The organism is Variovorax sp. 10N412, assembly GCF_056394985.1.
The window spans coordinates 117,890-138,521 of sequence record NZ_JBFTIO010000016.1 but is presented as its reverse complement, the minus strand read 5'-3'; the positions used below and the strand labels follow the sequence as shown (position 1 = coordinate 138,521).

The following is a 20,632-nucleotide window of genomic DNA, read 5'->3' as shown; positions in this document are numbered from 1 at the left end:
CTTGTTTCACGAAGCGGACAGCGATGGTACGGGCAGCGCGTGCAACGCGTCGGCCAGCGCGGCGCGGCAGCGCGCCTCGTCGCCGACCTGCTCGAACAGCAGCAGCGCCAGGCGCGCGAGGAACAGCGATTCGCGCTCGGCGCCCGCTTCGCTGATGGCGCGCGCGCACTCGGCATAGAGGCGGTCGCGGGCGTCGGGGTGCAGGGGTGTGGCGGTCATGCGGAAAGCTCCTGTGCGGCCGATGCAGCCGATGCGGCGCGTGCCAATGCGGGTTGCAGGGCGCCCACGGGCAGGCGGTGCCAGCGCGCGGCCACATGGCCGTCGGGGCGCAGCAGGTAGACCGCGCCGTCCTGCGCGCCCAGCGCTTCGAAGACGGCGGGCGCCGCGTGCGCATCCGCGCCGTCGATGCCCGGGCCGGCGACGGTGCGCACGGCGAACGGCAGCGCGCCCTGCTGCGCCGCCGCGATGTCGGCCGCCGGCGGCAACGCCACGTCGGGCCGCAGCACCAGCAGCGTGAAGGTCGGCGCGATCAGGTCCGTGAGGTGGCCGCGCGCCAACTGCTGCTCGGGCATCACCTCGCCCGGCAGCGGGCCGGCCGCCAACACGTCGCCCGCGCTCGACAGCGGCGAATCGGCATAGCGCACCGCCTGCGTCTGGCGCGGGTTGATCAGTTGCGCAATGCCGCGGTGCGCCTCGGACAGCGACAGCGCCGCCTCGCGCAGCAGGTCGAAGCCGCGCGAGGGCGGCGACATGAACTCGGTGCTGCGCATCGCGTTCTCGGCGTTCACATGGAAGGCCGCGATGCGCTCGTGCGAGTACGAATCGAGCAGCGCCGCGCTCGACAGCCCCTTGGCCACCAACGCCAGTTTCCAGCCCAGGTTGTCCGCGTCGTCGAAGCCCGAGTTGAGCCCGCGCACGCCGAAGATCGGCATGGCGTGCGCCGCGTTGCCGGCGAACACGACACGGCCGTGGCGGTAGCTGTCGAGCGTCATCGCGCCCGCGCGGTAGACCGAGGTCCACACCGTCTTCCACGGCAGGTGCCCTTCGCCGATGGCGTCGAGGTGGCGCTGCACGAACTCGGCCACCGCCGGCGGCTGCAGCGCTTCTTCGGTGCCCTGGCCGGGGCGCAGCTGGTAGTCGATGCGCCAGATGTCGTCGGGCTGGCGGTGCATCAGCACGGTCGAGCCCGGGTTCCACGGCGGGTCGAACCAGGCGCGGCGCTCGGTCGGATGGCCGCTGTGCAGTTCGATGTCGATGATCACGTAGCGGCCTTCGTAGCCCGTGCCTTCCAGCGCAAGGCCCAGCGCCTTGCGCACGAAGCTCTGGCCGCCGTCGCACGCCGCGAGCCACTGGCCGTGCAGCCGGTAGGCGCCCTCGGCGTTGCGCACGTCCAGCGTCACGCCGTCGTCGTCCTGCGCGAGGCCGGTGAGCTCGGTGCCCCAGCGGATGTCGATGAGCCCCGGCGTCTGCTCGTTCCGGCGGAAGATCTCTTCCAGCAGGTAGTGCTCGGCGTAGTACTGCTCGAGGTTGATCATCGGCGGCAGCTTCTGCTGCGCGTCGTGCGGCATCTCGAAGCGGAACACCTCCGCCGTCTTGTAGTAGCTGCGCCCGCCGGTCCACGGCAGGCCCTTGGCCATGAACGCCTCGCGCACGCCGAGCCGTTCCATGATCTCCAGGCTGCGCCGCGAGATGCAGGCCGCGCGGCTGCCGACGCACACCGTGTCGTCGGCCTCGAGGATCACGCAGCGCACGCCGTGGTTCGCCAGGCCCAGCGCCAGCGCCATGCCGACCGGCCCGCCGCCGGCGATCACCACCGGATGGCGGCCGGGCTCGACGCCCCCCTGTTCGCCCTGCTCCAGCGGCGGCGTCCAGGGCTTGTAGCGCGTGTAGTGGAAGGCGCCCACGGAGGGCGGCAGTTGGGTGGTGCTGGCCGGCGGCGGCACGGGGCCGCTGGCGGCGTCGCCCGGGGCGGCTGCGGAAGGGTTCGTCATGCGACGGGATTGTCCCGATGCGCAGGCCGCGGCAATGTCATAACTTCGTACGAGGTACTTACCCTCGCTTTTTCTTACTCACTCCGCATGAGACGCTGGCGCCTCCACCCCACCGACACCGCACTGGCCGCCGCCGTGGTCGGCGACGTGCTGTCCGGCGTGGGCACGGCGCACCTGGCCACCAGCTACCTGAAAGCCATGCAGCGCGTGATGCCGATGACCTTCTGCACCGTGTTCGCCGTGAGTGCGGCGGGGCGCATCGAGGCGGTGTCGGCGGCCAGCAGCTACGGCAGCACGGCCGAGCGCACGTCGGAGCGCTACGTGGCGCAGCGCTTCGACCAGCTCGACCCCAACATGGCCTGGCTGGCCGCGCGCAAGCTGCCGCGGCGCGCGCAGTTATGGCTGGGCCACCAGCGCGCCGACGAAGTGGCCGACCCGGCGTACCGCGCGGCCTGCTACGGCGACGTGGGCATCCGCGAGCGCGCGTCGGTGCTGTTGCTGCTGCCGACCGGGCTGCGCGTGGCCGTGAGCTTCTACCGCAGCCTGGCGCAGCCGGAGTTCGGCGCGGAAGATTTCGCGTTGATCGAAGCGCACGCCACGCTGCTGGCCGACGCCACCGCGGCCCACGGGCGCAGTGCGGTGGCGGTGCGGGGCGCGGTGGAGCCGGCCCTCGCCTCGCGCCTGCTGACCTTGAGCCTGCGCGAGCGCGAGGTCATCGGGCACCTGATGGCGGGCAGGACGGCGAAGGAGGCGGCACGGGAAATCGGCGTGGAGCTGACCACCGTGCGCACGCATCAGTACCGGGCCTTTCGGCGGCTCGGCATCCGTTCGCAAAAGGAACTGCTGATGCGTTTGACGCAGAGCGCGTAGCGCTTACTTGGCGGCGTCCAGGCGCTTCTGCATGCGCGCCGAGCGCTCGGCCGAAGGCGGATGCGAGCTCATGAGCGAACTGCCGGAGCCGCCGCCGCCGAGCTTCGCCAGCTTGTCGAAGGCGCTGACCAGCCCCTTGCGCTCGAGCTTGCGTTCGGTGAGCAGGTCGAACGAATAGTTGTCGGCCGCACTTTCGTTGGCTTGCGAGAACTGCGCGTTGACGAACTTCTCACCCAGGTCGCCGGCCTGCGACTGCGACAGCTGGGCCGCGACGCCGCCGGCAGCGCCGGCCAGTCCGCGCACGGCCGAGGCGGCGTAGGCGGTCTGCATGCGCGACTTCGAGTGGCCCAGCGCCACGTGGCCGATTTCGTGGCCGATCACCCCGCGCAGTTCGTCGTCGTTCATCAGGTCCATGAGACCGCTGTACACGCGGATGCAGCCGTTGGCCATGGCCCAGGCATTGACGTCCTTGGTCATGTAGACCTTGTAGTTGGCCGTCTTGCCGTTCACGGTGGTGGGCATCTGCTTGATGACCTGGTTCAGGCGCGTGGCGTAGCGGCTGCCGGCGGGCGCGATCTGGTTCTTCTGGTCCATGGCGGCGCAGGACTGGTCGGACATCGTGGTGACATCGGCGTCGCTCAGCGACATGGCCTTGAAGGCCGAACCGCCCGCCTGGGTGAGCGCGCCGGTGTCGGCGTTCTTCATGGTTTCGCAGCCCGCAAGGGCGAAGGCCGCGACGGCGGCGGCAACAGGCAAATAACGCATTGGAAAACTCCCGTTTTTCTAGGTATGAATGGCGGCCGCGGAATGCAGCCGCCGGACGCGCTGCCGGACGAATTGAAGACTCGTCGCAGCAGCGGCAGGATCATAGCCATGGCAAGCGGGCCGCTCTCGGCGAGCGGGGGGCACGCAGCGCTGCGCGCCGGGTCAGTCTTCGGCGACGTCCTCGGCCTGCGGCTTCGCCAACGACACCGGCGCCTCCTTCGCACGCCCTGCCGTCGACACGATCTCCTGGTCGATCGCACCGAACAGCGAGCGCCCGTCCACGCCCTTCATCTCGATGCGGATGGTGTCCCCGAACTTCATGAACTCGGTGACGGGCGCGCCGCCCTGGATGGTTTCGATGCAGCGCTTCTCGGCAATGCACGAGTAGCCCTTGGGCCAGTCCATCTGGCCGTCTTTCTTCTCCACGCCCTTGTTGCTCACGGTGCCGCTGCCCACGATGCTGCCGGCGCGCACGTTGCGGGTCTTGGCGATGTGCGCGATGAGCTGGCCGAAGTGGAAGGTCATGTCCGGGCCCGCGTCGCACATGCCGACCTTGCGGCCGTTCCAGCTGCTGTGCAGCGCCAGGTGCACGCGGCCCTTCTGCCAGGCCTCGCCGAGTTCGTCGAGCGTGACGGCCACGGGACTGAAGGCGGTGGCGGGCTTGCTCTGGAAAAAGCCGAAGCCCTTGGCCAGCTCGGCCGGAATCAGGTTGCGCAGGCTCACGTCGTTGGCCAGCATCACGAGGCGGATGCCTTCGAGCGCCTGCTCGGGCGTGGCGCCCATCCGCACGTCGCCGGTGATCACCGCGATCTCGGCCTCGAAGTCGATGCCCATGGCTTCGCTGGGCACGACGACGTCGTCGGTCGGGCCGAGGAAGTCGTCGCTGCCGCCCTGGTACATCAGCGGGTCTTGGTAGAAGCTCTCGGGCACCTCGGCGTTGCGCGCCTTGCGCACCAGCTCGACGTGGTTCAGGTAGGCCGAGCCATCGGCCCACTGGTAGGCGCGCGGCAGCGGCGCCATGCACAGGGCGGGGTCGAACGGAAAGGCGTGGCGCGTGCGGCCGGCGTTGAGGGCGTCGTACAGCTCCTGCAGCTGCGGGCTCATGAAGCCCCAGTCGTCCAGCACCTGCTGCAGCCGGCTCGCAATGCCGGTGGCGTAGTGGGCGAGCGTAAGGTCGCGCGAAACAACGACGAGCTGGCCGTCGCGCGAGCCGTCCTTCAGGGTGGCGAGTTTCATGATGCGGTGCGTGCCTGCGTGAATGCGTGAGGGAAGGCGCGGCGCGGCCACGAGGCCGCGCGCCGCTCCCACTTAAACTGGTTGAACGGGCGGCAGTGTACCGAGGTGGTCTTGGTGAACCTCCGCGCCAACGCCCCACTCCACACACCGATGTCGACGCTCGTCGCGCCCCCTTCGCTGCCTGCCGGCCCGCCCGGGCGTCCGCCCTGGCGGGTGCTGGCCGCGTTGACCCTGGCGGTGGCGCTGGTCCACCTGCTGGTGCTGGGCCTGGCGCCGACGGCCCTCGGGCCCGAGCCCTCGCCGCTGGCGAACAAGTTCATCACGCGCACCATCGTGATCGCACCGCCCGCTGCGGAACAGGCCGCGGCGCCACCCGCCGCCGCTCCGGCGCAGGCCCAGCCGGCGGCGCCGCCCAAGCCGCGCCGCCCGCGCGCGCCGTCGGTGCCCAAGCCCAAGCCTGCACCCCAGGTGGCCCAGACGCAGATTGCACCGGACCCGCCACCGGACGCGCCGGCGCCCAAAGATCCCGACACGCCCGACCTGACTGCGCAAGCGGCTACCGATTCAGGCGCAACGGCACCCGAAGCCCCCGCCAGCGCCAGTGCCGCCGCGGGTGCGGCCACGGCGGCGGGCGGCACCGGCGACGGTGCGCCCGGCAGCAGGGCGGGCGCCAGCCCGACCTCCGGCAACATCGCCGGCACGCAGTCGCTGCGCATTCCGGGCTCGGTCAAGCTGTCGTTCTCGGCCACGGGCCAGCGCGGCGCCTCGCCGATGCAGGGCGTGTTCGGCACGCTGGAATGGCTGCAGGACGGCAGCACCTACGACGCGCGGCTCACGCTCAAGCTGCTGTTCGCCACCATCCTCAGCCAGCACAGCACAGGCCGCATCGGCCCGTCGGGCATCGAGCCGGAGCGTTATTCCGAAAGCCGCAAGGGCGAGGTGGCGGCGCATTTCGTGCGCGACCAGGGGCAGATCCTGTTCAGCAACAACGCGCCGTCCGTGCCCCTGCTGCCCGGCGCGCAGGACCGGCTCAGCGTGGTGATGCAGCTCGGCGGCCTGCTTGCGGGCAACCCGGGGCGCTACCCCGGGGGCAGCCAGATCACGGTGCAGACGGCCGGCACGCGCGAGGCCGGCACCTGGGTCTTCAACATCGAAAACGAAGAAAAAGTGACCGTGCAGGCCGGGGAATACACGGTGCGCAAGCTCACCCGCAGCCCGCGCAGGGATTTCGACGTGAAGCTCGAGGTCTGGCTCGCACCGTCGATGGGCTACCTGCCGGTACGGATCAAGCAGACACAGCCCAACGGCGACTTCGCCGACATGGAATTGCGCGAATCCCTGCCTGCGGGGCCGTCGAACTGAGGAGAAAGTCACGTCATTGAAGTGAAACGCGAGAATTAACCTGTTGGTTTTACAAAATGACAACCTGTCTTGAAACTGGCGCGTTGATTGCTATCTAACCTCCATGAACGCCATCGACATCCTCACTGGGCCCGCCATGAACATGCTTTATGACTCGGAGTCTTTCGTCGTCGTGCACGTGCAGCCCAACGAGGGCGACGAGCCCGTGCTGCCCAACATGCCCGTCCTGGAACGCCACGGTTTCGAGATCGTGGACAAGCGCTCGGGCAAGGAGGTCTACCTCGACGGCTCGTGGGCCGAGCTGTTCCAGCAGCAAATCGCGGCCTGGCAACTCAACACCCCCACCCAGGAAGAAGTGGAAGACACGCTCGAAGGCTATGCCGAACTGGCCCACACGCCGGTGCTGGTGCACTGAGCCTCTTTCGCTCTCCAGCGACAAAAAGCGCCCTGCGGGGCGCTTTTTTCATTCAACGGCCGTCTTCAGCGGTAGATCCACCGGAACATCGGCCCGACGATCAGCAGCACCGCCACCAGCCGGCACACCTGGAACGCCGTGACCACCGGCACGCCCAGCTGCAGCACCTTGGCCGTGATCGACATCTCCGCGATGCCGCCGGGCGAGGTGCCCAGGATCATCGTGGCCGGGTGCAGCCCCGTCGCCCAGGCCAGCAACCAGGCCACGCCGCCGCACAGCACCAGCATGCCGACCGTGCCCAGCACCACCGAGCCGAGCCAGCGCGGCGCGGTGTGCAGAAACTCGCGGCTGAAGCGCACGCCCAGGCTCACCGCGATCACCAACTGGGCAGCGTTCGACATCCATCCCGGCACCGCCGACAGCGACTGACCCGCCACGGTGAAGGCCATCGCCACCAGCAACGGCCCGATGAACCACGGGTTGGTGCGCTTCAGCGCGCGCATCGCCAGGCCGCCGAGGCCGGTCGCCACCGCCAGCAGCGCCAGCCCGCCGAAGTTCACCTCGCGCGCGCCGGACGGGTTGATCTCCAGGCCGTGGAGCCCGCTCCACTGCATCGCGAAGGGGATCGTCACCGTCACCACCACCAGCCGCAGGCTGTGTGCGGCGGCCACGAGGTCGGTGCGCGCGCCGGCCGATTCGGACAGCAGCGTCATCTCCGACGCGCCGCCGATGGCGCCTGCGAAGTAAGTCGTGGCTCTCATGGAGCGCTCCGGCACGTGGGGCATGCGGGCGGCATGCAGCCGGTACAGCCAGCGCCCGAAACCCCAGCCCAGCAGCAGTGCCCACGCAATGGCCAGCACGATCGCCCACCACACGCTGGCCACCAGCGACACCACGTGCGGCGTGAAGTACAGCCCCAGCGCGGTGCCGATGGTCCACTGCCCCGCATTGCGCAGCGGCGTGTGGCTGGCCGTGGGGGCACCCGCAATCGAGGCCAGCGACACCGCGACCAGCGGGCCGATCATCCAGGGCAAGGGCGTGTGCAGCGCCAGGCAGACGCCCGCCGCGGCGAGCGCCAGCAGCAGCGTGGCGAGCACGCGAACGAGAAAACGGGGAGGCAAGGACAACGGAAGGGACGACAGCGAAAGGCGGAAATGGACGGCACGGCGTGCGCACGCCGGCGCATAGTATGGCGCGATGCCTCTCCCACACTGGCCCGTTCGGGCTTCCCGTTTCCTGTTCCCCGTGCTGGCCGCCACCGCGTTCGCAGGCTGCGCCGCGCTGTCCGGCGGCGCCGATGCGCCGGACGCTCCCATCGCCAGGCGCGTCGCCGCGCTGCAGCCGGTCGACGCCCTGCTGCTCGGTGAGCAGCACGATGCGCCCGAACACCACGTGATCGAACGCGAGGCCGTCGAGGCGCTCGCCGCGCGCGGCCAGTTGGCCGCGCTGGCGCTCGAGATGGCCGAGGAAGGCCGCAGCACCGCGCATGTCGCTCCCACCGCCACCGAAGCCCAGGTGCGCGCCGCCCTCGACTGGAGCGAGAAGGCCTGGCCCTGGAGCGACTACGGTCCCGCCGTGATGGCGGCCGTGCGCGCCGGTGTGCCGGTGGTCGGCGCCAACATGCCGCGCGTGCGCATGAAGGACGCCATGGCCGACGTCTCGCTCGACGTGCAACTCAACGGCGAGGCCTACACGGCCCAGCAGAACGCCGTGCGCGACGGCCACTGCGGCATGCTCCCCGCGTCGCAGATCCTTCCCATGACCCGCATCCAGGTCGGCCGCGACCGCGCGATGGCACAGGCCATCCTCAAGGCGCGCAAGCCGGGCCAGACCGTGCTGCTGATTGCCGGCGCGGGCCACGTGGTGCGCACGCTGGGCGTGCCGCAGCACCTGCCTGACGACGTCAAGTTCGCCGCGGTTCGGCTGATGGCCGCGCCGGCCACCGCCGAGGTTGTGCCCGGCGAATACGACAAGACCTGGCGCACGCCGCCGGTGCCCGAGAAAGACTATTGCGCGGAGTTCAAGCAGCCATCAAGGCCCCAGCCCCAACCCAAGAGCTGAGCCCCATGAAAAAAGCCGCGGGCCCGAAGACCCGCGGCTTGCGAGCAAGGCGCCTGGCGAGCGATCAGCGCGCCGAGATCGTCGACACCGCCGAATTGCCCGTGGCCGATGCCGTGATCTGGTTGCCCGTGGTGCGCAGCGTGCTGTTGCCCACCGCGCCCGAGATCCCCACGCCGACGTTCACGCTGCTCACCGTGGCCGTCACCGGGCCGGTGTTGACCTGGTAGTTGGCGATGGCCGCGCTCGGCGCGCCGGTGTTCAGTGCCGTCTGCGTCACGCGGTTGGTCGCGCTGTTGCCGAAGGCCTGCGCCGCCAGCGTGTTGCCCGTGACACCCGCCGCGCCACCCGACACACCCGCGCCGGTCGCGTTGAGCGCCACCTGGTAGCTCGTGCCCGTGCTGGTCGCCGACACCGCGCCCGCGTTGGTCTGGCTGTTCAGGATGGCCGCGCTGGCGCCCACGTTGAGCGCCAGCGGCGCGCCAGCCAGGCTCGACGAACCCACGGTGGCCGCCGCGCCGTAGCCGCTGCCGCCGCTGGACTCCAGCACGTTGGTCGCCGCGTTGCCGCGCGCCAGTGCCACGGTGGTGTTGCCGTCCAGCGAGATGCTGCCGCCGTTGAGCGGCACCGCGCCCGCGAGCGTTGCGTTCGCCACCGTGCTGGCCGTGGCCGTCACGCCGGCCGTGCTGCCCTGCACGTTCACGATGCCGCTGCTGGCGCCCTGCGTCGCGCTGCTCGCCACCGTGGCGGTGTTGGTCGCGCGGTTGGCAGCGGCTTCGGCGAAGGTGCTGTTGCCCGAGATGGTGAGCGCGCCGTTGATCAGGCCCTGCGTGCCGGGCACCGCCGCGTCGTCGTTGCGGACCGACGTGCTGGCCGTGCTGGAAACTGCCGCGGCGGCCGACTGCCGGTTCGACAGCACATGGTCGCCGGTGGCCACCACGTTGTCGGCGCTGCCGGTCTCGTTGAGCGTGGCCGTGCCCGAGGCGCCCAGCGGCAGCGTGCTGGCTGCGCTCACGCTCAGCGTGTTGGTCGCGTCGTTGGTCACGGCCAGCGCCGTGTTGCTGTTGCCCGAGAGGCGCACCGTCGAGGCGATGGACGCGGCCGGAGCGAACAGTTCCAGCGTGGAAGACGCGGTGACCGGCGCGCTGCCCGACTGGGTCGACTGCAGCGCCGAGCGCGCCGCCACGTTCGAGCCCGCCAGGCTCACGCTGTTGAGTGCCGTGTTGGCCACGGCCTTGGCGCTCTGGCTGTTGTTCGACACGCTCAACGTGGAGCTGCCCACGCCGGACAGCGCCGCGCTGCGGATGCCCACACCGCCCGTGGCGGTGGCCGTCACCTCGCCGCTGCCCTGCTGCACGTTCACCAGCGCCTGGTCGGCCGTGGCCAGCACCTGGACGCCCGGCCCTGCCGCCGCCACAGCCGTCGGGAGCAGGCCCCCCACGAGGGCGCCGCCCTTCACGTCGATGCTGTTGGTCGCCGCGTTGCCCGTGGCGGCGACGGCATTGCCGTTGCCCTCCAGCGTGGCGCTGCTGCCCGCGAGCGCGTTGGCGCCGGTGAGCGTCAGGCGGGCCACGCTGTTGCCGCTGGCGGCCACGGTTGCGCTGCTGTCCTGTGCGTTCAGCACCGCGACCTTGGCCGACTGCGACGCGCCGCCGCTCGACGAGGCCGCGTTGGTCGCGCGGTTGGCCGAAGCCTCCGCGTAGGTCGAATTGCCGGTGATCGCGAAGCTGCTGTTCACGAGCCCCGCGTTGCCGGCGACGGCACGGTCTTCGTTGTAGAGCGCGGTGTCGGCCATGGTCGTGACCGAGGTGCCGGCCGACTGGATGTTCACCAGCGCCTGGTCACCCAGCGCGAGGCTCGAGGCCGGCCCTGGACCCTGCAGGATGACCGCGGGAATGCCCAGGCCGCCCGAGGTGCCGCCCGTCACCGCCAGCGTGTTGCTCACGTCGTTGATCACACCCACCGCCGTGTTGGCGTTGTTGGCGATGCGCACCGACGAGCCCGACACCGAAGCCGGCGCGAAGGCCTGCGTGAACGAACGCGACACCACCGCCGCCGTGCTGCCCTGCGCGGACAGCAGCGCGGCGCGCGCCGAGACGTCGCTGCCCGCCAGCGCCACCGCGTTGCTCGCAGTGTTGGCCACGGCCTTGGCGCTTTGCGTGTTGCCCGAAACGCTCAGCGTGGCGTTGCCGATCGCGGCGCCCGGCGCCGTGTCCACACCGAAGGCCGCCGCCACCTTGGACGACACCGTGGTGCCGGTCACCAGCTGGATGTTCGACAGCGCGTGGTCCGACACCGCGCCCGTCACGCCGCCGAAGCTGGCCGCGCCGCCCAGCGGCAGGCCATTGCCCACCGCGACCGTGTTGCCCTTCACGTCGATGCGGTTGACCGCGGCGTTGCCCGTGGCCGAGCCGCCGGCCGCATTGCCGTCGACGCTCACCTGCGAGCCCTGGATGCTCGCGCCGTCCAGCACCACGCGCACGCCGTCCTTGGTGGCGAGCGACGCACCTTCCTGCCCGGTGATGGAGAACACCGAGGCGCTGGTGAGCTGCAGGTTCTGCACCGCGGTGGTGGTCGCCACGCCGACCGCGTTCAGGCCCACGCCGTTGGCTGCGCTGTTGCTGGTGGCGTCCGCCAGCGTGGCGTTGCCGTCGGCGTCCACCTTCGCGTTGGCGACGGCGCCGCCGATGGTAGTCAGCACTTCGGCGCCACCGCTGCGCTGGGCCTCCACCCTGCCCTGGCCCGACTGCGCGTTCTGCACGCTGAAGGCGGCGTTGGTGTTCAGCGTGGTGCCCGTCAGCGTGGCGCCGCTCAGCGCGAAGCCGGCCGTGTCGATGTTGTTGCCGCTCACCTGCACCGTGTTGCCGGTGGCGCGGCTGCCGAAGGCCAGTGCCTGCGCCGTGTTGCCCGAGCTGGAGACCGACCCGCCCGACAGCGCGCCTCCCACCGTGGTGCGCACCACCGTGCCGCCGGCGGCAATGGCCGAGATGTTGGTGGCGTTGCCCGCCACCGCCTGCGTGTTGGTGACGTTGGCCACCGACGCATTCGCACCGCTCAGGTTGTTGACCTTCAGCGCGAGGCCGTTGGCCGCGTCGTTGCCGTAGGTGGCGGCCACCAGCGCGTTGCGGTCGTTCGCCACGCTGGCGCCCGCGGCGTTGCCGGCCACCGTCAGCGCCACCGTGTTCGCCCCGGTGGCCGAACTGTTGATGTTCGCCTGCACCGACTGGTCGTTCAGGATGCCGTAGGCCGCGCGCACCGTGGGCTGCGTGGCAGCCGTGTTGTCGAAGGCCAGGCCGTTCGCCAGGTCGACCGTGACGGCCGAGGCCGGCGTTCCCGCGCCCGGAGCCACCGCGAGGTTGCCCGCGGTGACGCCCACGGTGTTCGTCGCCGAGTTGCCGTAGGCAATGGCGCGCTGCAGGTTGTCGGTGAGCGCCACCGAGCCGCCGGTGACGTTGCCGTTCACGCCGATCCACGCCTTCGCGTCGCTCAGCCCCGCGCCCACGCCGGAGTTGGCGTCGGCCATCTGCACGCTCGCGATGCCCGCGCCCGTGCCGACCGCATTGCCCGACAAGGTCAGCGTGCTGCTGGCCCCGTTGCCCAGTGCCACCGCCTCCTGGCGATTGCCGCTCGATGCCAGCGTGTTGTTCGCGATGGGTGCGCCGCCGCCGTTGACGGTCAGCGCGATCTGCGAGCCGAAGTTCAGGGCCGCGACGCCGCCGTCATACATGCCCTGCAGGTTGGTGACTGTGGCCGCGCCGCCGGCAGACACGCGCCCGTCGGAACTGGTGCCGCCAGTGAGCACCGCGCCGGCGTTGCCGATGTTCAGCGCGGCGGCCTGCAGCGCGAGGCCCTGGCTGATCTGGTTGCCTTGCGCGGTGGCCGAAGAGGTGTTGCCGGCCACCGTGACCGTGCTGCCCTGGGTCTGGCCTGCGCCGGGCGACTCGCCGGTCTGCGCCGCGATGACCGACGGCAGGATGAAGGCCGTCACCGGCGCATTGAAGTTGGCCTGCTGGTTCGACACCGCGGCCGTGCCCGTGAACGAAGCGGCGTTGGTGCCTGTGGCGATGGCGCTGGACGCCGTGTTGCCCGTGGCGTGCGCCGTGACGCGGTTGTCCCCCAGCGTGAGCGCGCCGCCCTGGATCGACTGCACGCCGGCCAGGATCTGCGCGCCCGCGGTCTGGCCGAAGGTGAACACGCCGATGTTGCCCTGGCTGTTGACGATGGCCAGGTCGCTGTCCACGTGGGTGGTCACGCCCACGCCGTTGTGGGTGCTGTTGTTGGCGTCCGTGCCCGCCGTGCCGGTGCCCGCGACCGTGACGTCGCCCACCAGGATGCGGTTGCCCGCCACGCCGGCGGTGGCGCCGAGTGCCTCGTTGCCGGTGGCCGCGCTGGAAATTTCATTGCCCTGCACCGACAGCGAACCCCTCAGCACATTGGCGCCGCCCATGGGCGCGCCGCTAACGATCCCCAGGATGACCGAACCCGTGTTGACCGCCGAGTGCGTGGCCGCGAGGATGCCGTTGCCGTTCGATTGCAGGTTGGCGACCACCGCCGAGCCCGCGAAGGCCGGTGCGCCGCCCGCCTGGAGGTCCGCCGTGCTGGTGGCGCTGTTGGCCTTCAGCACGGCCGAGATCGAGTTGCGCTCCAGCACCGCCGCCGTGGTCAGCGTGTTGCCCGCGTTCGCGGTCAGCAGCAGGTCGACCGTGTTGCCCGACACCAGTGCGCCGGAGCTGTTGCCGGTGGCCGCCTGCAGCGTGGTCACCACGATGTTGCCCTTGGCGTCGAACAGCGGCGCGCCGGCCGGATAGGTCAGCACCGAGGTGCCGGCTTGCGGCACGGCGCCCACGGCAGCGGTGCCCGACACCAGCGAGCTGCCGCTGTTGAGCGTGGTGGCCGCCGAGATGGTGTTGTCCGCGTTGACCACGCTGCCCGACTGCAGCACGCTGGACTCCAGCGCCAGCTTGCTGCCGGTCACGCTGCTGTTGATCGCGCCGCTGTTGGTCGACACGCCCAGCGTGGCCGCGTTGTTCACCGGCGTGGGCGAGGGCGACTGGATGGCATTGGCAAAGCTGTTGCCGGTGGCGGTGGCGCCGATCAGGTTGCCGGTGGTGCTCGCCGCCACCGGGTTCGGGTTCGATGGCGTGCCCGTGGAGGTCGTGCCCACGGTGGCGCCGGTGATGGTGGCGCCGACGTTCGCGGTGTTGTCGATGTCGGCGTTCACCGTCGGCGTGCCGGTGGCGGTGCCGTTGTAGGCGGCGTCGACCGAAGTCTCCGCCGCGTGCGCGCCGGCGGCGGCGATCAGCGCCATCGCAACGGCCGAGCCGATGCGGCTGCGGCTGAACATGGGTGCGTGTGCGGCGCGGCTTTGGATCTTGCGTGCTTTCATTGCGTGACTCCTGGAATGTGGGAAGCGGACTGGGTCGAAAAAATGAAAAGGAATGCCGGCGGCCGTTCAGTCGGCCTTGGCGGCAACGACGGATGCTGCGGATGCAGAGGGCGTGGCGGGGGTGGCGGGCGCAGCGCCGCTCACCACCGGGCTGCCGACACGCAGCTTGGCGATCTCCTGCAGGCCCGGCCCGTCGCGGTGGATCGAGGTGTCGGCCGCATCGGGCCGCCACGTGACGCTGATGGCGCCCGGCGGCACGCCGCGGTTTGCCAGCGCGGAGGTGACGGCCGCGATGCGCTGGTCGGTCAGCTCGTCGCGCTTGCGGGCGTCCCAGTTCTCGGTGTCGCGCGCCACCAGCACGATGTCGCTCGCACCCTTCTTGGCGGCGCCCGCGATCTGGTCCATCAGCGCCAGCGTGCTGCCGCCGAGCGCGGTAGCGCCGAAGTCGAACGGCACTTGCGTGGCGGTGCCGGTGAGGCGCGCGCCGCCCTGGCCGGCCGCGTTGACCGCCACGCCGCTTTGCACCACGGGCGTCGTCACCGCCGCGCCGCCCACCGTGGCGTCGCCGGGGTTGTCGACCTTGCGCAGCTGGTCGGCGGGCACCAGCGGAATCTGCTCGCCGCCGCCCGGACGCATCGTCATGCAGGGCCGGTGGTCGACCTGCGTGACCGTCGCCATGAGCCGCACCACGCCCTCTTCGAGCGCCGCGCGCACGCCCATCTGCACCGGCTCCTGGCCCTTGGCGCCGATGTCCACGTCATACAGCTTGCTGCCGAAGAAGCGGAACACGTTCAGGCCGACCTCGTAGCCGTTGAACTGCTTGGTGAGGCTCACCGTGCGCACCACCATCAGCGTCTTGGTGTCGACGATGCGCAGGTCCACGCTCACCGACTGGCTGAAGGTGCGCGCCTTCACGCCCACCTGGTTCACCGCGAACTCCGCGCCACCCGAGTTGATGTTGTAGTTGAGCTCGGTGATGCCGCCCACGATGAAGTAGTCGGACTTGTTGATGGTGCCGCCGAAGTACGGCAGCCACGGCACGTTCTGTCCGCCGTTGGGTCCGCCGAGCTGGTGCGTGCGGCCGTCGCCGAGCTGGCGGCGATCGGCATAGGCCAGCTCGCGCTCGGCGATCACCGGATCGAAGCGCTCGGCGATGCTCACCGCGCCGCCGAGCTTGCCCAGCGCCGAATACACCATGAGCGCGCCGCCCTGCGTGATGGCGTTGCCCTCGTTGATGCTGTACTTGCCGGTGTAGTCCTTGACGTCGCCCACGCCGATGACGATGGGCGCGCGCCGCGTGGCCGCGATGTGGTCGGCGTAGCAGGCGAGCACCGCCTCCATCGGCGTGACGTTGTCGCGCACCGCGGGGCCGAGCACCACGGGCGCTTCGCCGGCCGCGAAGCGCTGCTGCGGCGCGGAGACGCAGGCGGCGAGCAGGGCGGTGGCGGCCGCGGCCGTGGCCAGGCGTGCGAGAGGACGCGCTGAAAAGCGCGTGAAAGGTCGTGTGGTGTGCATGGTGCGCGTTCCGTTCAGTTGAGAACGCCGAAGGCGCAGGCCGAGCTGCCGCCCACGCTGGCCGTCTGTGCGCCCGCGTTGCCTTGCGTCGAGTTCAGCGCCTGGTTGGCTGCGCCCTGCACCTGCGTGCTGGTGCCGCCGACGACGGCCGAGCCGACCGCGCCGGCATTGGCCTGCGAGGTGCCCACCGTCGCGCCGCCGAGCGTGCCGACCGCCGTGCGGCTGTCGTTGCCCGAAGCGGCCGAACTCGCACCCGAGGTCGATGGCGAGTTGGCCGTCGTGCTGTTGTTGCCGTCGTTGCCCGTCGAGCTCGCGGAGACGCTGCAGTTGTACTGGCGCCCGATGGTCGTGTTGTAGACCGGCGCCGCGTAGTAGCCGCTCTTCTGCTTGCGCACCATGTCCTGGATGGCGGCCTGGTTGACCTTGTCGGTGCTCGTCTGGAACTGCCACGACGAGTTTTCGCCGGCGTTGTTGGCGAGCGCCGGCGGTACCACGCATGCGAGGACCAGCCCGAGCATGGCGACCGGTGCACGACGGCTGCGGCGGTACACCGACCCGGGGTCGGCGGCGATATGAAATACGCGAGGCATGACTGCTCCTTTCGAGAACCGCACTTCGTGAATCCAAAGTGCTACGTTTCGCGAACGGATGCTAGGGATGGGCCGATGCCGCCGGTATCCCGCGAACCGGTGGAATTGATGGGGACGACCCGGAGCCGCAGCCACCGGATCCGGTGGCTGCAGGGCCACGCGCGGGTGCGTCATGCATCGAAGAACCGTCGCCAAAAAAAAGCGGGGAGCGACATGCAGTCACTCCCCGCCGTGGATCGGCCGCGCCGATTCAGATGATCAGGCGTGCGCCTTGATCGAATCGGCCAGCGTGTTCACCAGCCTGTCGATGTGCGACTTCTCCACGATGTACGGCGGCGCGATCACCAGCACGTCGCCTGCGGCCCGCACCAGCGCACCCTTGTGGAAACAGTCCAGGAAAATGTCATAAGCGCGCTTGCCCGGCAGGCCCGCGATGGGCGCGAGCTCCACCGCCGCGGCCAGGCCGAGGCTGCGGATGCTGATGACGTTGGGCAGGCCCTTGAAGGCGCTGTGGAAGGCATCGCCCAGCACCTTGCCCATTTCGCCGGCGCGCGAGAACAGGTTTTCCTGCTTGAACAGGTCGAGCGTGGCAACGGCCGCGGCGCACGCCACCGGATGGCCCGAGTAGGTGTAGCCGTGGAAGAACTCCACGACGTGCTCGGGTGCGTCGGTCTTCATCATCGCGTCGTAGAGCTTGTCGCGGCAGATCACGCCGCCCAGCGGAATCACGCCGTTGGTGACGCACTTGGCGAAGTTCAGCATGTCGGGCACCACGCCGTAGTAGTCCGACGCGAAGTTGGTGCCCATGCGCCCGAAGCCGGTGATGACCTCGTCGAAGATCAGCAGGATGCCGTGCTTGTCGCAGATCTCGCGCAGGCGCTTCAGGTAGCCCTTGGGCGGCAGGTACCAGCCGGCCGAACCGGCCACCGGCTCCACGATGATCGCGGCGATGTTGCTCGCATCGTGCAGCGGCAGGATGCGCGTCTCGAGCTCGACCAGCGGGTCTTCGGCCCACACCGGCTCCTCGTTGTGGATGTAGGCGTGGTTCACCGGGTCGTGAATGAAGCGCATGTGGTCCACGCGCGGCAGGAAGGCCGAGCCGAACACCTTGCGGTTGCCCGGAATGCCGCCCACCGACATGCCGCCGAAGCCCACGCCGTGGTAGCCCTTTTCGCGGCCGATGAACACGTTGCGGTGCCCTTCGCCGCGCGCGCGATGGTAGGCCAGCGCCACCTTCATCGAGGTGTCGGCCGCCTCGCTGCCCGAGTTGCAGAACAGCACCTTGTTGAGGTCGCCCGGCGCCAGCGCGGCAATGCGCTCGGCCGCCTCGAAGGCGCGGTCGTTGCTGACCTGGAAGGCGGTGGCGTAGTCGAGCGTGTCGAGCTGCTTCTTGATGGCTTCGTTGATGGGCTTGCGGTTGTGGCCCGCGCCCACGCACCACAGCGAGGAAATGCCGTCGATCACCTTCTTGCCGTCGTGGGTGGTGAACTCCATGCCGTCGGCCGCGACGAACACGCGCGGGTCTTTCCTGAAGTGACGGTTGGGGGTGAAGGGCAACCACTGGTTGTCCATGTTGAAGTCCTGGTGGGCCATGTCTCGCTCCTGCGGGTATGTGGTGGACGAAAATCGCAATTCTGGCACCCCTGCCACAATGACGCCCCTGATGACGACCACTACGCCTTCCTCGCCCGCCTACATCCTCACCCTCTCCTGCCCAGACCGGACAGGCATCGTGCACGCCGTGTCGGGCTTCCTGCTCGAACGCGGCGCCAACATCGAAGAGGCCGCCCAGTACAACGACCACGGCACCGGCCTGTTCTTCATGCGCGTGCGCTTTGCCGGCGGCGCGCACAGCGACGCGGTGCTGCGCGAGGAACTGAAGACCTTCGGTGCCGGCTTCGGCATGACCCTGCAGCTGCACGCCGCCGCCGAGCCGATGAGGACGGTGATCCTGGTGAGCAAGGAAGGCCATTGCCTCAACGACCTGCTGTTCCGCTGGAAGAGCGGCCTGCTGGCCATCGACGTGCGCGCCATCATCTCGAACCACCGCGACTTCTACCAGCTGGCCGCCAGCTACAACGTGCCCTTCCACCACATCCCGATGACGGCCGCGACCAAGGCGCAGGCCGAGGCCAGGGAGCTGGAGATCATCGAGGCCGAAGGTGCCGAGCTGGTGGTGCTGGCGCGCTACATGCAGATATTGAGCAACGACCTCTGCCGCAACCTGGCCGGCCGCGCCATCAACATCCATCATTCGTTCCTGCCCAGCTTCAAGGGCGCCAAGCCCTACTACCAGGCGCACGACCGCGGTGTGAAGCTCATCGGCGCCACCGCCCACTACGTGACGGCCGATCTCGACGAGGGCCCGATCATCGAACAGGACGTGGCCCGCGCCGACCACACCGCCACGGTCGAAGACCTCACGGCCCGCGGCCGCGACACCGAGACCCAGGTGCTGGCCCGCGCGGTGAAGTGGCACAGCGAGCACCGCGTGCTGCTGAACGGCCATCGCACGGTGGTGTTCCGGTAATGTAAAAAGGCCTGCCCCACTTCGGAGGCAGGCCTCTTGGCCGCAGCTGCTGCGCGGTCAGTTCCGGTTCGGATTGTTCGGCCGGCGGTCGTAGCGGTTCGGCACGCCGTCACCGTCACGGTCCCAGCGTCCGGCGCTGTATTGCCAGCGGCCGCCGTCCTGGCGCCATTCCGGCGCGCGGTAGGCATAGCCCGGGCGTTCGCGCACCCACACGCCGCCCACCCACGCGTGGCGGCCACCGCGCCATTCATAGTGCCCCGGCGCCCACACGTAGCCGCGTCGCGGGGGCGGCACGCGCTCGAAACGCGGCGGCGGCGGTGCCACCTGCACCGCAACCAGCGGTTGCGCCTGCGCGGCCATGGGAACGGTCAATGCACCCACCGACAGGAGCGAAGCAGCGCCGATGGAAAGAGCCAATGCGATTGTTTTCATGAAGGACTCCTCATGAGTTGTAGGAGCCTTCATCCTGCACAGCACATGTGAACCGCCTGTAAGCGGGGCGCGAAGTCTTGTGTAAAGCTGTTTCGCGCTTTTTGCGCCCGCCTACTCCTGCAGCTCGTGCAGGTCCACCGCCGCGGCCATCGCTGCATGGCCGGCCTTGTTGGGGTGCAGGTGATCGCCCGAATCGAACAGTGGATTCAAAGCCTGCGGGTCCGCCGGGTCGCGCAGCGCCGCATCGAAATCGATCACGCCGTCGATGTCCTGCCGCCCGCGGATCCAGCGGTTGACGGCCTCGCGCATCGCCTCGTTGCCCTCGGTCCAGTAAGGCGTGTTCTTGAACGGTGGCACCGTGCCCAGCAGCAGCTTCACGCCCTTGGCGCGCGCCTGCTTGACCAACTGCTGCAGCCCCTCGGTGATGCGCTCGGACGTCGGCGTGTCGCGAGGCGCCATCTCCGCGCCGGGCACCCGGGCGAACACCGTGCGGCCGATGTCGTTGGTGCCCAGCAGCACGATCGCATGAGTCACGCTGCTCTGGCGCAAGGCATCGCGCTCGAAACGGGAGAGGCCGCTGGGCCCCAGGCCGTCGGCCAGCAGCCGGTTGCCGCCGATGCCCGCGTTGATCACCGCAACGCCCTTGCCGCCTGGTTGCGTGTCGCGCAAGCGCGTGGCCAGCATGTCGGGGTAGGCACCGGAGGTGGCTTCCGAGCTGCCCGCGGTGATCGAGTCTCCGAAGGCCACGACGGTGCGCACCGGCTTGCTGGTGAGCACGTCCAGTCCGGTCATGATCTGGTTGAGCACCAGCGGCGTCGGGCTCTTCAGCTTGGGTGCCCTCACGGCATTGCCGGGCGCCACCCAGGTCGTGCCCGACTCCGGCATGGACACCGTCGAGAACGGCGTCGATTGATCGAAGAAGGCGCTCACCACCACGGTCTGCCCCGCCTGCGCCGGCAGGTCGATGCCGTCGCTCCAGGCGTCCGCACCCGGTGCGATGGTGAGGCTGGTGCGGCCGCCGAAATGCAGCATGCGCAGCGTGGTGGGCGAGAAGGCATCGGCGCCGGTGCCGCGCGCCGCGCTGGCGGCGGCAATGCGCAGCGGTGTCTTGCCGAAGCGGTTGGAAAAGCGGATGCGGATGCGTTCGCCGTCCAGCGTCAGTTCGAGCTGCTGGCGCAGCGTCTGCCCGCGCAGGTCATTGCCTGCGGGCGATGAATAGCTGGCACCGTTCGGGCTCGCGGCCATTTCGCGGAAATCGAGCGGCGCAACGGCCCAGCTCGCGACCCAGTGCGCATCGGCCGATTGCTTGGGCGTGTTCTCGGTAGGAATGGCCTGGACGCCGAAAGCCAGCGCCGCCAAGCAGAAAGCGGCCAGCCCGTGCGCGAGAGCAAGCTCGCGCGCATGAGCCAACCAACGTGAAACCAATGTCATGCAGGCAAAGCCGCTGAGTGTAGGCAGCTCCTTTGACCCTTGCGTGACGAG

At 69.9% G+C, this 20,632-nt stretch carries 16 protein-coding genes; 5 read left to right on the top strand and 11 right to left on the bottom strand.

From position 1 onward, the window contains the following. Window positions 1–6 precede the first annotated feature (6 nt). Window positions 7–219 carry a hypothetical protein gene (locus AC1DJH_RS27325; RefSeq protein WP_478187871.1) on the bottom strand — a complete coding sequence of 71 codons (213 nt, stop codon included), beginning with the start codon at window positions 217–219 and terminating at the stop codon, window positions 7–9. Continuing rightward, entirely contained in the window at window positions 216–1,991 is a 1,776-nt protein-coding gene (locus tag AC1DJH_RS27320; RefSeq protein WP_478187870.1) for an FAD-dependent monooxygenase, read from the bottom strand. The genes AC1DJH_RS27325 and AC1DJH_RS27320 overlap by 4 nt, the downstream gene beginning before the upstream one ends. An 87-nt stretch (window positions 1,992–2,078) precedes the next feature. Between AC1DJH_RS27320 and AC1DJH_RS27315 the strand changes: the two genes are divergently transcribed. After that, on the top strand, window positions 2,079–2,861 hold the full coding sequence (locus AC1DJH_RS27315) for a helix-turn-helix transcriptional regulator (protein ID WP_472122318.1): 783 nt from the start codon (window positions 2,079–2,081) through the stop codon (window positions 2,859–2,861). 3 nt (window positions 2,862–2,864) lie between these two features. Here AC1DJH_RS27315 and loiP read toward each other — a convergent pair whose 3' ends face one another. Continuing rightward, window positions 2,865–3,626 carry a metalloprotease LoiP gene (gene loiP, locus AC1DJH_RS27310; protein ID WP_435441053.1) on the bottom strand — a complete coding sequence of 254 codons (762 nt, stop codon included), beginning with the start codon at window positions 3,624–3,626 and terminating at the stop codon, window positions 2,865–2,867. A gap of 162 nt (window positions 3,627–3,788) precedes the next feature. After that, on the bottom strand, window positions 3,789–4,862 hold the full coding sequence (locus AC1DJH_RS27305) for a fumarylacetoacetate hydrolase family protein (protein WP_472122315.1): 1,074 nt from the start codon (window positions 4,860–4,862) through the stop codon (window positions 3,789–3,791). Between the two features lie 150 nt (window positions 4,863–5,012). Between AC1DJH_RS27305 and AC1DJH_RS27300 the strand changes: the two genes are divergently transcribed. Both AC1DJH_RS27300 and AC1DJH_RS27295 read left to right on the top strand, forming a co-directional pair. Beyond that, window positions 5,013–6,224 (top strand): DUF3108 domain-containing protein, encoded by a 1,212-nt coding sequence (locus tag AC1DJH_RS27300; protein WP_478187869.1) that lies wholly within the window; start codon window positions 5,013–5,015, stop codon window positions 6,222–6,224. Window positions 6,225–6,360: 136 nt separating this feature from the next. Then, the gene (locus AC1DJH_RS27295) at window positions 6,361–6,639 is read left to right on the top strand and encodes a BTH_I0359 family protein (protein WP_472122310.1); all 279 of its coding nucleotides are present in this window, start codon (window positions 6,361–6,363) and stop codon (window positions 6,637–6,639) included. Between the two features lie 65 nt (window positions 6,640–6,704). Here the strand turns inward: AC1DJH_RS27295 and AC1DJH_RS27290 are convergent, their stop codons facing one another. Beyond that, window positions 6,705–7,760: an AbrB family transcriptional regulator gene (locus AC1DJH_RS27290; RefSeq protein WP_478187883.1), complete on the bottom strand. Its 1,056-nt coding sequence runs from the start codon at window positions 7,758–7,760 to the stop codon at window positions 6,705–6,707. A 76-nt stretch (window positions 7,761–7,836) separates the two neighbouring features. Between AC1DJH_RS27290 and AC1DJH_RS27285 the strand changes: the two genes are divergently transcribed. After that, window positions 7,837–8,700 (top strand): ChaN family lipoprotein, encoded by an 864-nt coding sequence (locus AC1DJH_RS27285; protein WP_478187868.1) that lies wholly within the window; start codon window positions 7,837–7,839, stop codon window positions 8,698–8,700. Between the two features lie 64 nt (window positions 8,701–8,764). Here the strand turns inward: AC1DJH_RS27285 and AC1DJH_RS27280 are convergent, their stop codons facing one another. From AC1DJH_RS27280 to aptA, 4 genes are all read right to left on the bottom strand, one after another. Beyond that, window positions 8,765–14,083, bottom strand: coding sequence for a beta strand repeat-containing protein (locus AC1DJH_RS27280; RefSeq protein ID WP_478187867.1), 5,319 nt, complete (start codon window positions 14,081–14,083; stop codon window positions 8,765–8,767). Window positions 14,084–14,149: 66 nt separating this feature from the next. Next, window positions 14,150–15,598, bottom strand: a complete 1,449-nt coding sequence (locus AC1DJH_RS27275) for a CsgG/HfaB family protein (protein WP_478187866.1) — start codon at window positions 15,596–15,598, stop codon at window positions 14,150–14,152. Between the two features lie 14 nt (window positions 15,599–15,612). Then, the gene (locus AC1DJH_RS27270; RefSeq protein ID WP_478187865.1) at window positions 15,613–16,188 is read right to left on the bottom strand and encodes a hypothetical protein; all 576 of its coding nucleotides are present in this window, start codon (window positions 16,186–16,188) and stop codon (window positions 15,613–15,615) included. A gap of 258 nt (window positions 16,189–16,446) precedes the next feature. Then, entirely contained in the window at window positions 16,447–17,781 is a 1,335-nt protein-coding gene (aptA, locus tag AC1DJH_RS27265) for an omega-aminotransferase AptA (RefSeq protein WP_478187864.1), read from the bottom strand. Between the two features lie 70 nt (window positions 17,782–17,851). Here aptA and purU point away from each other — a divergent pair, with 70 nt between their 5' ends. Then, window positions 17,852–18,718 (top strand): formyltetrahydrofolate deformylase, encoded by an 867-nt coding sequence (gene purU, locus AC1DJH_RS27260; protein ID WP_478187863.1) that lies wholly within the window; start codon window positions 17,852–17,854, stop codon window positions 18,716–18,718. A gap of 57 nt (window positions 18,719–18,775) precedes the next feature. Here the strand turns inward: purU and AC1DJH_RS27255 are convergent, their stop codons facing one another. After that, window positions 18,776–19,150: a YXWGXW repeat-containing protein gene (locus AC1DJH_RS27255; RefSeq protein WP_472122280.1), complete on the bottom strand. Its 375-nt coding sequence runs from the start codon at window positions 19,148–19,150 to the stop codon at window positions 18,776–18,778. 111 nt (window positions 19,151–19,261) lie between these two features. Further along, window positions 19,262–20,581, bottom strand: coding sequence for an SGNH/GDSL hydrolase family protein (locus tag AC1DJH_RS27250; protein ID WP_472122278.1), 1,320 nt, complete (start codon window positions 20,579–20,581; stop codon window positions 19,262–19,264). Between the last annotated feature and the right edge of the window lie 51 nt (window positions 20,582–20,632).

What these genes read in the sequence shown, in the direction of transcription:
- loiP (WP_435441053.1), bottom strand. Translation starts at nt 3,626, where the DNA reads ATGCGTTATTTGCCTGTTGCCGCCGCCGTCGCGGCCTTCGCCCTTGCG.
- AC1DJH_RS27275 (WP_478187866.1), bottom strand. Translation starts at nt 15,598, where the DNA reads ATGCACACCACACGACCTTTCACGCGCTTTTCAGCGCGTCCTCTCGCA.
- AC1DJH_RS27270 (WP_478187865.1), bottom strand. Translation starts at nt 16,188, where the DNA reads ATGCCTCGCGTATTTCATATCGCCGCCGACCCCGGGTCGGTGTACCGC.
- AC1DJH_RS27295 (WP_472122310.1), top strand. Translation starts at nt 6,361, where the DNA reads ATGAACATGCTTTATGACTCGGAGTCTTTCGTCGTCGTGCACGTGCAG.
- AC1DJH_RS27320 (WP_478187870.1), bottom strand. Translation starts at nt 1,991, where the DNA reads ATGACGAACCCTTCCGCAGCCGCCCCGGGCGACGCCGCCAGCGGCCCC.
- aptA (WP_478187864.1), bottom strand. Translation starts at nt 17,781, where the DNA reads ATGGCCCACCAGGACTTCAACATGGACAACCAGTGGTTGCCCTTCACC.
- AC1DJH_RS27300 (WP_478187869.1), top strand. Translation starts at nt 5,013, where the DNA reads ATGTCGACGCTCGTCGCGCCCCCTTCGCTGCCTGCCGGCCCGCCCGGG.
- AC1DJH_RS27250 (WP_472122278.1), bottom strand. Translation starts at nt 20,581, where the DNA reads ATGACATTGGTTTCACGTTGGTTGGCTCATGCGCGCGAGCTTGCTCTC.
- purU (WP_478187863.1), top strand. Translation starts at nt 17,852, where the DNA reads ATGACGACCACTACGCCTTCCTCGCCCGCCTACATCCTCACCCTCTCC.
- AC1DJH_RS27285 (WP_478187868.1), top strand. Translation starts at nt 7,837, where the DNA reads ATGCCTCTCCCACACTGGCCCGTTCGGGCTTCCCGTTTCCTGTTCCCC.
- AC1DJH_RS27325 (WP_478187871.1), bottom strand. Translation starts at nt 219, where the DNA reads ATGACCGCCACACCCCTGCACCCCGACGCCCGCGACCGCCTCTATGCC.
- AC1DJH_RS27255 (WP_472122280.1), bottom strand. Translation starts at nt 19,150, where the DNA reads ATGAAAACAATCGCATTGGCTCTTTCCATCGGCGCTGCTTCGCTCCTG.
- AC1DJH_RS27305 (WP_472122315.1), bottom strand. Translation starts at nt 4,862, where the DNA reads ATGAAACTCGCCACCCTGAAGGACGGCTCGCGCGACGGCCAGCTCGTC.
- AC1DJH_RS27315 (WP_472122318.1), top strand. Translation starts at nt 2,079, where the DNA reads ATGAGACGCTGGCGCCTCCACCCCACCGACACCGCACTGGCCGCCGCC.
- AC1DJH_RS27280 (WP_478187867.1), bottom strand. Translation starts at nt 14,083, where the DNA reads ATGAAAGCACGCAAGATCCAAAGCCGCGCCGCACACGCACCCATGTTC.